The sequence below is a fragment of the Kitasatospora sp. NPDC058046 genome (assembly GCF_042885595.1).
Lineage (GTDB): Bacteria > Actinomycetota > Actinomycetes > Streptomycetales > Streptomycetaceae > Kitasatospora.
The window spans coordinates 378,950-392,092 of sequence record NZ_JBHVRS010000005.1 but is presented as its reverse complement, the minus strand read 5'-3'; the positions used below and the strand labels follow the sequence as shown (position 1 = coordinate 392,092).

The 13,143-nt window shown below is 70.1% G+C and carries 9 protein-coding genes and 1 pseudogene; 6 read left to right on the top strand and 4 right to left on the bottom strand.

The features are described 5' to 3' along the window. Positions 1 to 78: 78 nt before the first annotated feature. Positions 79 to 2,295 (bottom strand): catalase/peroxidase HPI, encoded by a 2,217-nt coding sequence (gene katG, locus ACFVU7_RS14025; protein WP_049650745.1) that lies wholly within the window; start codon positions 2,293 to 2,295, stop codon positions 79 to 81. Between the two features lie 301 nt (positions 2,296 to 2,596). Here katG and ACFVU7_RS14020 point away from each other — a divergent pair, with 301 nt between their 5' ends. Together ACFVU7_RS14020 and ACFVU7_RS14015 are read left to right on the top strand one after the other, a co-directional pair. After that, complete coding sequence (locus ACFVU7_RS14020) at positions 2,597 to 3,010, top strand: Fur family transcriptional regulator (RefSeq protein ID WP_049650746.1); 414 nt, start codon at positions 2,597 to 2,599, stop codon at positions 3,008 to 3,010. Positions 3,011 to 3,110: 100 nt separating this feature from the next. Next, positions 3,111 to 3,731, top strand: coding sequence for an L-threonylcarbamoyladenylate synthase (locus ACFVU7_RS14015; protein ID WP_049650747.1), 621 nt, complete (start codon positions 3,111 to 3,113; stop codon positions 3,729 to 3,731). Between the two features lie 45 nt (positions 3,732 to 3,776). Here the strand turns inward: ACFVU7_RS14015 and ACFVU7_RS14010 are convergent, their stop codons facing one another. Both ACFVU7_RS14010 and ACFVU7_RS14005 read right to left on the bottom strand, forming a co-directional pair. Next, on the bottom strand, positions 3,777 to 4,133 hold the full coding sequence (locus tag ACFVU7_RS14010; protein WP_380718504.1) for a cytochrome P450: 357 nt from the start codon (positions 4,131 to 4,133) through the stop codon (positions 3,777 to 3,779). Between the two features lie 184 nt (positions 4,134 to 4,317). Then, the gene (locus tag ACFVU7_RS14005) at positions 4,318 to 4,833 is read right to left on the bottom strand and encodes a hypothetical protein (RefSeq protein ID WP_074002539.1); all 516 of its coding nucleotides are present in this window, start codon (positions 4,831 to 4,833) and stop codon (positions 4,318 to 4,320) included. A gap of 444 nt (positions 4,834 to 5,277) precedes the next feature. On the opposite strand from ACFVU7_RS14005, the gene ACFVU7_RS14000 reads away from it, so the two are divergent. The 3 genes from ACFVU7_RS14000 (at position 5,278) to ACFVU7_RS13990 (ending at position 12,027) form a co-directional block, all read left to right on the top strand. Continuing rightward, on the top strand, positions 5,278 to 8,649 hold the full coding sequence (locus tag ACFVU7_RS14000; protein ID WP_074002538.1) for a hypothetical protein: 3,372 nt from the start codon (positions 5,278 to 5,280) through the stop codon (positions 8,647 to 8,649). Between the two features lie 605 nt (positions 8,650 to 9,254). Next, positions 9,255 to 10,949, top strand: coding sequence for a DNA/RNA non-specific endonuclease (locus ACFVU7_RS13995; protein WP_388045172.1), 1,695 nt, complete (start codon positions 9,255 to 9,257; stop codon positions 10,947 to 10,949). A gap of 31 nt (positions 10,950 to 10,980) precedes the next feature. After that, on the top strand, positions 10,981 to 12,027 hold the full coding sequence (locus ACFVU7_RS13990) for a hypothetical protein (protein ID WP_074002536.1): 1,047 nt from the start codon (positions 10,981 to 10,983) through the stop codon (positions 12,025 to 12,027). Positions 12,028 to 12,206: 179 nt separating this feature from the next. On the opposite strand, the pseudogene ACFVU7_RS13985 reads toward ACFVU7_RS13990, so the two are convergent. Beyond that, positions 12,207 to 12,317: pseudogene (locus ACFVU7_RS13985) on the bottom strand (IS5/IS1182 family transposase); the annotation flags it as partial. Here ACFVU7_RS13985 and ACFVU7_RS13980 point away from each other — a divergent pair. Then, entirely contained in the window at positions 12,304 to 13,005 is a 702-nt protein-coding gene (locus ACFVU7_RS13980) for a hypothetical protein (protein ID WP_074002535.1), read from the top strand. The pseudogene ACFVU7_RS13985 and the gene ACFVU7_RS13980 overlap by 14 nt on opposite strands. Positions 13,006 to 13,143 lie beyond the last annotated feature (138 nt).

Below are 13,143 nucleotides of genomic sequence, written 5' to 3'. Positions count from 1 at the left end.
GCGGCGGGAGCCCGGCAACGACGGCGGGAGCCCGGGGTCGACACCCCGGGCTCCCGCCGCGTCAGCCGCGGGTGCGGATCACGCCAGGTCGAAGCGGTCCGCGTTCATGACCTTGGCCCAGGCCGCGACGAAGTCCTCGACGAACTTCTCCTTGGCGTCGTCGCTCGCGTACACCTCGGCGACGGCGCGCAGTTCGGCGTTCGAGCCGAAGACCAGGTCGGCGCGGGTGCCGGTCCACTTCACCCGGCCGGACTCGTCCCGGCCCTCGAAGGTGTGCGCGTCCTCCGAGGTGGCCTTCCAACTGGTGCCCAGGTCCAGCAGGTTGACGAAGTAGTCGTTCGTCAGCACGCCCGGCGTCCCGGTGAGCACCCCGTGCGCGGACCCGCCGTGGTTGGCGCCCAGCACGCGCAGGCCGCCGACCAGCACGGTCAACTCGGGGGCGCTGACGCCCAGCAGGTTGGCCTTGTCGAGCAGCAGGTACTCGGCCGGCAGCCGGTTGCCCTTGCCGACCCAGTTGCGGAAGCCGTCCGCCTTGGGCTCCAGCGCGGCGAAGGACTCGGTGTCGGTCAGCTCTTGCGGCGCGTCCACCCGGCCGGGCTCGAACGGCACCTCGACGGCCAGGCCGGCCGCCTTCGCGGCCTGCTCGACGCCGACGCCGCCGGCCAGCACCACCAGGTCCGCGAGCGAGACCTGCTTCTCGCCGGCCTGCGCGTTGAACTCCCGCTGGACGCCCTCCAGGGCGCGCAGCACCGTGGCCAGCCGGTCGGGCTCGTTGACCTCCCAGCCGATCTGCGGCTGGAGCCGGATGCGGCCGCCGTTGGCGCCGCCGCGCTTGTCGCTGGAGCGGAACGAGGAGGCGGCCGCCCAGGCGGTGGAGACCAGCTCGGACACCGACAGGCCGGTGGCGGTGATCCGCCGCTTGAGGTCGGCGACGTCGGCCGCGCCGATCCGCTGGTACGTGACCTCCGGCAGCGGGTCCTGCCAGAGCAGGTGCTCGGCGGGGACCTCCGGGCCGAGGTAGCGGACGACTGGGCCCATGTCGCGGTGGGTCAGCTTGTACCAGGCGCGGGCGAAGGCGTCGGCGAACTCCTCCGGGTTCTCCAGGAAGCGCCGGGAGATCGGCTCGTAGACCGGGTCGAAGCGCAGCGAGAGGTCGGTGGTGAGCATGTTCGGGGCGTGCCGCTTGCCCGGGACGTGCGCGTCCGGCACGGTGCCCTCGCCGCCGCCGTCCTTGGGCTTGTACTGCCAGGCGCCGGCCGGGCTCTTGGTGAGCTCCCACTCGTAGCCGAACAGCGTCTCGAAGAAGCTGTTGTCCCAGGTGATCGGGGTGGCCGTCCAGGTGACCTCCAGACCGCTGGTGATCGCGTCGGCGCCCACGCCGGTGCGGAAGCTGCTCTTCCAGCCGAGGCCCTGCTGCTCCATGGGGGCGGCCTCGGGGTCCGGGCCGACGTTGTCGGCCGGGCCGGCGCCGTGGGTCTTGCCGAAGGTGTGGCCGCCGGCGATCAGCGCGACGGTCTCCTCGTCGTTCATCGCCATCCGGTAGAAGGTCTCGCGGATGTCGCGGGCGGCGGCGAGCGGGTCGGGGTTGCCGTTGGGGCCCTCGGGGTTGACGTAGATCAGGCCCATCTGGACGGCGGCCAGCGGGTTCTCCAGCTGGCGGTCGCCGGTGTAGCGCTCGTCGCCGAGCCAGGTGGTCTCGGGGCCCCAGTAGACGTCCTCGTCCGGCTCCCACTCGTCGACCCGGCCGCCGCCGAAGCCGAAGGTCCGGAAGCCCATGCCCTCCAGGGCCACGTTGCCGGACAGGATGATCAGGTCGGCCCAGGACAGGGCGCGCCCGTACTTCTTCTTCACCGGCCACAGCAGGCGGCGGGCCTTGTCCAGGCTGGCGTTGTCCGGCCAGCTGTTCAGCGGGGCGAAGCGCTGCTGGCCGCCGCCGGCGCCGCCGCGGCCGTCGCTGATCCGGTAGGTGCCGGCGCTGTGCCAGGCCATCCGGATGATGAAGGGGCCGTAGTAGCCGAAGTCGGCCGGCCACCAGTCCCGCGACGTGGTGAGGGCCTCCTGGATGTCCCGCTTGACGGCCGGGAGGTCGAGGGTCTTGAAGGCCTCGGCGTAGTCGAACTCCGCGCCGAGCGGATTGGCCACGGCGGGATTCTTCGCGAGGATCTTCAGATTGAGCCGTTCCGGCCACCACTGGCGGTTCCCGCCGCCCTGGGTGGGGTGCGGCGCGCGCCCGTGGTTCACCGGGCAGCCCTCCGCGTTCGCCTCTACGCCGGTTGCATCGTGGTTGTCAGACATGGGAATCCTTCCCTCACAAGGCGGATCACGGTGTCTTCATCTGCTACCTACGGCACCTACTGCTGCGGTCTGGCCTGGTGCGCCCCGTGGTGTTCCCACTCGGCACCGCGTCCGGCGGTGACGGGAGTGGTGACGGGAGTCACGTGCTGCTGCTGTCCAGGCTAGCGCCGGAGCCGATCCTACGGTGGACGGAATCCAAGTCAAGAAAGACACCAAGCCCATATCCGATCGGGATCCGGAGGGCACCGGAAGCGCATTGGTAAACTCCGGTCCTCCCCATTACCTGAATAGGTGAACCGATATGAGTGACCTCCTGGAGCGGCTGCGCGGGCGCGGCTGGCGCCTCACCTCCCAGCGGCGTGTCGTGGCCGAGGTCCTGGACGGCGAGCACGTGCACCTGACCGCCGACGAGGTGCACGCCCGGGCCGCCGAGCGCCTCCCGGAGATCTCCCGGGCGACGGTCTACAACACGCTCGGCGAACTGGTCACCCTGGGTGAGGTCGTCGAGGTCGCCACCGACGGGCGCGCCAAGCGCTACGACCCGAACGCGCACCACCCGCACCAGCACCTGGTCTGCACCGGCTGCGGCGCCATCCGCGACGTCCACCCGCAGGGCGATCCGCTGGCCGACCTGCCGGCCGAGCAGCGCTTCGGGTTCGTCGTGGCGCAGGCGGAGGTCACCTACCGGGGGCTGTGCCCGGACTGCGCGGGCTGACCGCTCCGGCGGCCGGCCGGCCGCCCTGCCCGTACCCGCTGGCCGTACCCGCTGGCCCGCCGTGCAGCGATCGGGGGCCGGGATCGCTTAGGGTCGACCAATGGCGAAGTACTTCGACGTGCATCCAGAGTCCCCCCAGCCGCGCACCATCGGCTCCGTGGCCGCCGGCCTCCGTTCCGGGGACCTCATCGCATACCCGACCGACTCCTGTTTCGCCCTGGGCTGCCAGCTGGACAACCGCGACGGCCTCGAACGGATCCGGTCGATCCGGCGCCTCGACGACCGCCACCACTTCACCCTCATGTGCATGGACTTCGCCCAACTGGGCCAGTTCGTCCACATCGACAACAACGTCTTCCGCGCGATCAAGGCCGCGACGCCGGGCAGCTACACCTTCATCCTCCCCGCCACCAAGGAGGTGCCGCGCCGCCTGCTGCACCCGAAGAAGAAGACGGTCGGCGTCAGGATCCCCGACCACGTCGTCACCAGGGCCCTGCTCGCCGAGCTCGGCGAGCCCCTGGTCTCCAGCACCCTGCTCCTCCCCGGCGAGGACGAGCCGATGACCCAGGGCTGGGAGATCAAGGAGCGGCTCGACCACCAACTGGACGCCGTGCTGGACTCCGGCGACTGCGGCACGGTACCGACGACGGTCGTCGACTTCTCCAGCGGCGAGGCGGAGATCACCCGGCGCGGGGCCGGCGACCCCGAGCGCTTCGAGTGACGCACCGGGCGCACCGGGCACACCGGGCGCATCCGGAGGGCCGCCTCAACCCCACTGGACCCACAGTGACTTGAGCCCGTTCTGGAAGTTGGAGACCAGCCGCCGCGGCGGCCGCCCCGGCACGAGCCGGAGCCCCGGCAGCCGCTCGACCAGGCAGCGCAGGGCCGACCTCAGCTGCAGGCGGGCGAGTTGGGCACCGAGGCAGAAGTGCGGACCGTACCCGAAGCTCACGTGGTCGTTCGGGCTACGGGTGGCGTCGAAGCGGTCCGGGTCGGGGAACACCGCCCCGTCCCGGTTCGCGGAGGCGTGGTAGACCACCACCTTGTCCCCCCGCCGGATAGCCCGTCCGCCCAGCTCCACGTCCCGCGTCGCGGTGCGGCGGAAGCCTTCGGGGACATCCACGGTCCGGGTGGCGCCGTCGGCGGCGAGGCTCGCCCTCCGCCTCGCCGGACACACTGCCATCGCCGCTGGCGTCCGCCACCACGCGCGCAACGCCACCCGTACCCTGGCCATCCTCGGTATCGCATGATCGAACCGGGGACGCACACTGAACGACGACGCCCCTGGGGCCGGGCGCCGACTGGTGCTACTTGCTGGTGCGGATTTCCAGGAGCATGAAATCGCGGCCCTGCGCATCCGCGGTCTCGCCGACAGCCGTCCAGGAGTTCTTGTCGACCGGGAAGGTCTTTTCCTCGGTGCCGGTGGTCATCGCGACCTGCGCGGCGTAATCGTTTCCCTTCACTCCGAAGACCGCAGGGATTTCGAGGCTCAGGTAGCCCTTGTCCCCAGTGACCCGGAAGCAGACCTTCTCGTTCTTGTGGGAGAAGACCTCCATCAATTCAGGTGCGCCCGTGCAGGGAGCGAGGAGGATGTGGCCGTCTCCTCTCTTGAGCTTGATCTTCTGCTCCGCGAGGATTCCGTCGGCATTCGGGTAGGCGAAGTCTTCAACCGCGTACCCGGGGCCTTCATCGGCAACCACCTGCGTCGCGAGCTTATCGGGGCCGCGTTCGCCAGTCGCTCCTCCAGCAACTGCAATCCAGGTCAGAGCGCCTGCACTCAGAGCTGTGACAGTGATCCGCAGAATGGTGCTACGTACCTTCATTTTCGTCCCAGGTGTCGATTCGGTGCATGTGAACGCGCATGAGTGCGCGATGGGAAAGAGAGGCGCGCAGATTTATGGGGTGCGCCTCGGCCAGGTCATAAGGATTCTGCCGGAACGGGAGTGTAGCGACATCATGCCCTGACTGGCGAGCTCCTGAATAGAAGCAGCCAGATGCCGCCAAGCCAAGCGGATATACCGGAACATAGTCGTGCAAACTCCATATTTGGAACGCGACGTGTGCCACTCCGTCGAATGGTTGTGGCAGTTTTGCGAAAATCTGAGGACCAGATCCAGCCATCTTCCGACCGGGACGTCACCTGGGCTCCAGCCAAGGTTTTAACGACGTGTTCGCTTACATAGGGTCAGGCCACCGCCACTCCGACGATACGTCCCGGGCGGGATTCGGCCTCACCCTCGAGGATTCGCAATCAGAGAGGTCCTTCTGTGCAGCAGACTTTTTGGAGCCGGCGCCGTTTCGCCACCGCCCTCGCGGCGAGCGCAGCCGCCGTCTCCACTCCCTGGCTGTTCACCACACCCGCACGAGCAGCCCCCGGCGCCGGCACGGCCGACCCCGCCGGTGACGCCCTGTCCCTTCCGGACACGGACCGCGCCCAGGTCGTCAAGGCCTGGATCCTGGGCGGCCGTTCGGTCAGGGAGGCGGCCTCCTACGCGCTGAGCGGCACTGACCAGGAGATCACCACGTTCCTCACCGAGCAGCTGCCGAAGGCGACGCGGATCGACAACCGTGTCACCGCCTTCACCTACCTCGGCTTCGGAGGCAGGAGCATCCGCAGGGACGTCACCGCCGCCCTCAACGACGGTGACGACGCGATATCGGCCTTCATCAAGGACGGATTCCGCTCCTCGGTCACCGAGGACATGCGGGTCTCGACCCTCTCGGTGATGGCCAACGGCGGAAAGAGCGTCAAGCGCGACGGCAACACCGCGCTCAGCGCCGGAACGGACCAGGCGCTGGAGCAGTTCCTGCTCACCACTCAGTACAGTGCCAGGCTGGAGGACATGCGGGTCGAGATCATCCGCAGCCTCGCTACAGCCGGCCCGGAGCTCAAGAAGTACGCGAACCGGGCCCTGAGCGGGACCGCGGACGACGTGCAGTGGTACCTCGACACCGGCCAGCACATCGCGCGGGCCCGTGACCAGGAAGCAGCCAACATCGGGCAGCTGGTCGCCATCGTCGAGCGTGAGAGCGCACGCGCACGGGAGCAGACCGACCTGGCCGTCGAGGCCTCGGCACGTGCGACGACGGCCGCGGGCAAGGCCAAGGAAAAGGCCGAGACCGCCGCGCTCGAAGCCGAGAAGGCGCGGGACGACGGCCGTCTGGCCGCCGACGCGGCCCGCTCGGCCGCCACCGCCGCCAGCGGCGCCGCGTCCGCCGCCGGGATCGCCATCAATGCCTCCAACGCCGCCATCCAGGCAGCGCAGCGGGCGTCCTGGGCAGCCACCGCGGCCTCGCAAGCGGCAACCGCCGCCGGCTCGGCGGCCACGCGCGCCTACAACGCCGCGATCGCCGCGTCGAAGGACGAGAAGAAGACCGAAGAGGCGAAGAACGCCGCGGTCGCCGCACGCGACGCCGCCGCGAAGGCCTACAACGCGGCCAAGGCGGCCGATGACGCGGCCCTCGCTTCGGACCAGTCCGCCGACGCCGGCCTGGCGGCCGCCGACGCCGCACGCGACGCCGCCGCCGCCGCGAAGGCCTCCGCCCAGGCTGCGAACGCCTCCGGTGCCGCCCAGAACGAGGCGGCCGAAGCCAAGCGCCAGGCCGAGATCGCCTCCTCCGCGGCCAACCAGGCGACCAACGCCGCCTCCACCGCCCGGGCACTCGCCTCCACCGCCGCCCAAGCCGCGCGCACTGCCCATGTCGCGGCCAAATCGGCCGCCGAACACGCCGAGAAGGCCGCCGACGCCGCAGAGGAAGCCGTCAAGTACGCCGGCCAGGCCATCGACTTCGCCAACAGGTCCACCGCCTACGCCGACGAGGCGGTCAAGGCGGCCAACCTCGCGACCCAGGCGATCGCGGACGCGATCGAGGTCGAGAAGAACGCCCGCGCCGCCGAGGCCGCCGCACTGGAGACCGACAGACTGCAAGGTATGAAGGAGGCGGCCCAACTCACCCTGCTGGACCAGAGCGAACGCGCGGCCGCCCTGCACAAGCGCACCCAGGCGCAGCGGACCGCCCAGGCCACCAAGGACCTCATCGCCCGGGCGGAGCAGGCCCTCAGGAACAACGACCTCGCCGCTGCCGCCACCCTCGGCCGACAGGCGGCGACCGCGTTCCTGGATTCCGCGGGCACCTGGAGCCGTCAGGCCGCCCGCTTCGCACTCGCCGGATCCGAGTACGACGTCTACTCCTGGATCGACCTGGACCGCGAGCTCGCCGCCTCCCAGGACGATCGCGAGACCATCCTCTTCATCGCCCAGGTCTCCGAGCCGGCCGTCGCGAGGGCGGCGGTCCAAGCCCTTGCCGGCGGCATCCCCGCGGAAGGCGACTTCAACACCAGCGGCGTCATCAAGTCACGGGCCGAGGACAACAGGGTCAACATCCTCAAGATCCTCAACGAGAGGCCCGGCAAGGCCGTGGTCCAGGCCGCCAACGACGCCCTCAACGCCAACACACCGGAAGCCCTCCAGAAGTTCTTCGACGAGGACCTGACCAACGCCATCAGGGAGGACGACGCCGTCTCCACCATGAAGGTGATCGCCTCCGGCAACGCCTACTCCAAGGCGTACGCCCAGGTCGCCATGGAAGGCCCGGCCTGGATGCGCCGGCGCTTCGTGGATTTCGTCCAGCACCGAGCCGCCCAGCTCGACTACGACTCCCTCAGCCACGCCGCCGCCATGCAAGCGACCATCGCGGCGGCAGCCAAGATCGCCCAGGAGGCGCAGAAGGACGCGGCACTCGCTTCCAAGGTCGCGGCCGAAGCCCGAGATGCGGGGGTCAAGGCCCAGGAGTGGGCCCAGAAAGCACTGGACTCGGCCACGTTGGCCGACGGCTACGCCACCCAGGCCCGCCAGTACGCGAGCGCGGCGGACAAATCCGCCGCCGACGCCCAGGCTTCGGCGGACAAGGCCAAGGACGCCGCCAACACCGCTCAGGGTGCCTCCCGCGCGGCGAACAACTCCGCCAACATCGCCGTCGACGCGGCCCGCAGCGCGCTGGCCTCCTCCTACAGCGCCGCAGCCTCCGCCGCCAGTGCCCACCAGGCCGAGCTCAACGCCGGCCGGGACGCCAAGACCGCTGCCACCGCAGCCGCCGAAGCACGCCAGACCGCGGCCGACAAGCGCACGGCAGAGGTGCAGGAAGCCGCGCGCGTCGCCGCCGAGCAGGCGCAGAGGGACCGCGATGCGAACCGCAATCCCTCCAACACGGCGACCAACGACACGGTCAACCCCAAGGGAACCCAACCCGGCAAGGACGGATCCCAGCCCGGCCAGGACGAATCGCCGAGCAACGCCAAATGGTGGGCTGACACCGCCGACAAGGTGAGCTCGGCCGCAGGACTCCTGGCGGTGGGTTTCGGCGTCGCCTGCGTGTTCTGGCCTGCCGCGCCCGTCCTCGGCAGCATCGCCGCGGTCTGCCTCGGCGTCTCCGTCGTCGCCTCTGGAATCAGCGCGATCGCCTCGGGATTCGAATACGGCTTCGGCAGCAGCCAATTCGCCATGGCCGCCGGGCGCACGGCGCTGCAACTCGTCACCCGTGGCGGCGGAAAGGCCGTCTCCACCGTGGCCAAGCCGGTCGTCAGGACGGTGGAGAAGCTCGCCGACGCCGGCTCCAAGCTCGTCGGCGCCTTCTTCTGACAGGTCCGCCACCGCCTTCCGCTCACCTCCCAGGCGTCGGCTGATCGGCTCGTCCGGCACGGCAGCGTCTCCGGCCGACCCGGGATGAAGTGCCCGCATCCAGCCGCAGCTCACTGATACTCACCCGCTGCCCCCACGGCACGGGCGCCGAGGGAAGTGAGAGCAGGCTCAACCAGTACCGAAACCGTGCCGGACGGTCAGTGACGGATAGCTCCCAAGGCGATTCCCGTAGCCGCACCCGCCGACCCGAACGACGGACGGCGGTGCGGCTCACCTCGTCACGCAGCCCACCACATGGCGCTTGGAACGATCCCCAGCCGAGAGAAGACATGATCTCATCACGCACAAGACGAATACTTCCCGGGCTCCTTCTCGTTTTCAGCCTCACCGCGACCGGCACCGCCGTCGCCGACCAGCACACCCCGTCGGCGCACGTGCCCACGGCGTCCGGCCTCAAGGTGGGCACGGTCGACCCCAGCGGTCCGGACCGCGTTCCCACCCCCGCCAAGACCCGGCCCTTCACGGCGACTTCCGAGGAGAACTGTGAGCCCACGCGCACAGGCTCCAGCGAGCGCGGGGCGGGAGCCGTGCAGGCCTGTGTCACCATGAGCGTCGCGCCGCCGACGCCGGCCGAGCGGCGGTCTCTCGCCGCTGCTCAGCCGACCGCTCCGGCCGCCGCCGACGACGCCACCTGTGCGACGACGACCCCCGGCAACTGGAGCTACGGCCGCTTCGGCTACTGCGTGAACGGCCTGAACGTGCTGTACACGCTCAAGGACGGCAACGGCAAGGAGCTCGGCACCGGCACCCTGACCGTCGCGACCAGTGCCCTCCTGCCCGCCGCGCGCACGACGTGGGACGAGGACATCACGGTGGCCATGACCGGCGCGACCGGGGCGGTCACGTCCCTCAGCGCGAAGTTCAGGGCCGAATGCTCGGCCGGCTGCAAGGTCACCAAGCCCGCCCCCTGGTTCGGCGGGGACCTGGTCAAGGGCCAGTCCGTCAGCGGCAACGTGTCCTACTCCTCCGCCCCCGCCGCCGGAACGTCCGTCGACTTCACGACGTCGTACAAGCTGTACGTGACCTCACCCGGCGCCCAGGCCGTCGACCCGAACGCCTCCTGGAGCAATCCGGAGAAGATCCGGTGCGACGACGACGTCCGGGACACCAGCAGCTCCACCAGCAAGCCCGTTGCCGGCTGCGCCGTCCCCAGCGTCATGCCCATCGTCCGGATGAGCACGTCGACCGAGGGAGCCGCGGCGGCCGGATACCAGTGGGCCCAGAACAACCTCTCCGACGGCTGGGGCCGCAACAAGCCACTGACCCGCGCGAAGAGCGGCATGGCCGACCGCACGAGCCGCACCTGCGAGGGCTCGCAACCCTTCGAGGCCCTACCGGACCTCGTCACCGACGACACCTGTGACGACTTCCCCTTCGGGGCCAGCCATGAAGGGGGAACCGACGGCGCCCAGTGCGCCGAGATCATCCCCAACCCCAGCACCGGAACATGGGACGTCTACCCGCTGCGGAGCGTGACGGGCAGCATGCCGTGCGTGCGCGCCCACGTTCCGGTCGCGGACAGCCAGTCCGCCCGGACGCGGCTCTCCGAGGGCTTCGCCAACCAGCGTGTGGTGGAGGGCGAGCGGTTCGGTCTGGAGGTCACCGGCTCGACCGCCCCGCCTCGGGCCGCCTGCCTTCAGACTCGGCCGACAGGGTCGCTCCCGAATGGCGACGGGTGGAACAGCAACACCACCGAACCGGTCGCGCAGCGCAACAAGGACACCAACCCGCCCGGCCCGGCCGGTACCCGGCCGACCAAGGCCGAAGCCTGTCTGGGGAAGAATCCGGGCAAGGGCACCGCAGCGTCGGGTGACATCACCGGCTGGGAGGACGCACAGGAATTCGCCCGCCCCCTGGCCTCTCCCGGCACCAAGGCTCCGTACGGACTCGCCCGGTGCCACCTGATCGCCAACATCGTCGGCGGAAAGGGCCAAATAAAGGACGGCGGGCAGGACAACCTCGTCCCCTGCTGGCAGTCGGGCATGAACACGGGAACCCCCAGCATGCGGACCTACGAGTACAAGGCTCAGGAACTGGTGAAGGACGCCAACTTCGGGGAGAACGACGCCATCTTCTACGAGGTCACGCCCCACTACGGTGACATCACCAGCACGATCCCCGACGGCGTCACGATGAGCGCGACCGTCCAGCGGGCGGACGGAACGTCGCAGCCGCTGTTCCCCGACGTCTACATCCCCAACACCAAGGGCAATACTGGGTTGTACAACCTCGGCAACTAAATCCGACCGACCAGTGCCATCGGGAGCCAGAATGAGTCGTACCACCCCACCGCGGCCGCTCGACGTCACCGCGCTGTTCCCTCGGCTGGCCCCCCTGGCACGCACGGCGACCCGGTTGCACCCGCACCCCGGATCACCGTCACCGCATGACAGTTCCGTCGGCGGGCCGCTGCTGTGGCCCGCCGACGAGCCCTGGCCGCACTGCGAGGGCCCGCACGTGTGGGACCAGGTCAACACGATCCTCTCACCGCAGGACGTACGGCAGCAGCGCAGCATCCGGGCGGCCGTGGCGAGCCGCCCGAAGGGCATTCCCGAGATGGTCCGGTTCACGCCCGAAGAGCGCGCGATCGACAGCCTGATCAAAGCCGGCCGCCCGTGGCCCGACGGCCCCGTCCCCATGCTTCCCGTCGCCCAGCTGTACACGCGTGACATCCCCCGGCTGCGCCCGCCCGGCACGGCCGAGGCCGATGTGCTCCAGGTGTTGTGGTGCCCCTTCGACCACCCGGAGCACCCCAGGACCGCACTGTTCTGGCGGTCCGCCGCGGCGGTCACCCCAGTTCTCACCGCACATCCCGAGCCGCCTGCGGTCCAGTTCCCCGGCTATGTGCCGCAGCCGTGCCTGCTCTCGCCGGAGGACGTCACCGACTACCCCAACCCCCTGGAGCTGGACGAGGAGGTGCAGCAGCAACTGGCGGAGTGGAGTGCCTGGCAGGCGGCCGGGCCCGCGGTGGACAGCTCCTACGCCATCGCCCCGCAGGAGTTCTACCTGAACAAGCTGTCCCACGCTCCCGGCTGGAAGGTCGGTGGCTGGACCCGTTGGGGCCTGACCGACCCCACCCCCCGCGACTGCGACGCGTGCGGCACCGAGATGGACCCGCTGCTGACCATCTCCTCGGCCGAATGGGATCCCAGCACCGAGAGCTGGATCCCCTACGAGGACCAGTCCCGCTCCACGCAGTCCCTCACCGATCCCGAACCGTGGAACCCGACCATGCTCGACCTCGCCCGCGGCTACGACCTGCAACTCCACGTCTGCCCGGTGTCCCCGGACCATCCGCACCTCGAACTGATCCAGTAGACGCCGAGGAGCCGCGCGGCCTGCGCCGGGTCAAGACCGAAGTGGGCGGGGGTCAGTAGCGACGGCGGCGGGCGGGTGGTTGTTACCCCGAAGAGCGTGCGGCCCAGGGCCGGGGTTGCCTAAAGCTTGTTGCGGAAGTCCGGGTGTGGGCAGGTCGGTGTGTGGTCTGGCCTGATGGTTCATGCGGTTCGGGCGAGGTTGTACATGTGGGCGACGGCCTGCACCGCGTGGTGCGGGCCGTCGCCTTTCTGTCGGCGGTCTCGGAGGATCTTGTAGTTGAACACCCGGGACGGCACCGGCGCCCCCGCCCAGCGGGTCGGCGCGGGCGGCGTGGTCAGCCTCCAGGTCACCGGCGTCAAGGGCGTCCCGGCGACCGGCGTCACCGCCGTCGTCATGAACGTCACCGCCGTCAACCCGACCGGCTCCGGCCACATCATCGTCTACCCCGACGGCCGGCCCCTGCCGAATGTCTCCAACCTCAACTACGAAGCCGGAAAGATCGTCGCCAACCTGGTGACGGTCCCGGTCGTCAACGGCAAGGTCGACCTGCGCAACAGCGCGGGCGACGTCGACCTGATCGCCGACGTCACCGGCTACTACGGCGACTCCGGCTCGACCTACTCCCCCACCACCCCCGTCCGGCTGCTGGACACCCGCAACGGTGTCGGCGCCCGAGCCGGAGCGGTGAGCGGCGGCGGCGTCGTCAGCATGCGGGTGACGGGCCTGGAGGGCGTGCCGGCCACCGGCGTCACCGCCGTGGTCCTCAACGTCACGGTCACCGAGCCGACGGCGGACGGCCACCTGATCGTCTACCCGCACGGCACCGACCGCCCCGGCGTGTCGAACCTCAACTTCACGGCCGGGCAGACCAGGGCCAACCTGGTCGTCGTCCCGGTCGTGGACGGCCGGGTGACGTTCTTCAACAACTGGGGTGACACCCACGTGATCGCCGACCTGAGCGGCTACTTCACGGCCTGACCCCGTCCCGCCCGTCACGAACGCTGCCGTGCCGCCCGATCCCCCGGCGGGCCGGCGGCGCCGGTTCCGGGGCCCAGAAATGCGGCCGGGTGACCCGGGGGGGGGGGGGGGGGAGCAGCGGCAAGGGGGGGTGGTGGC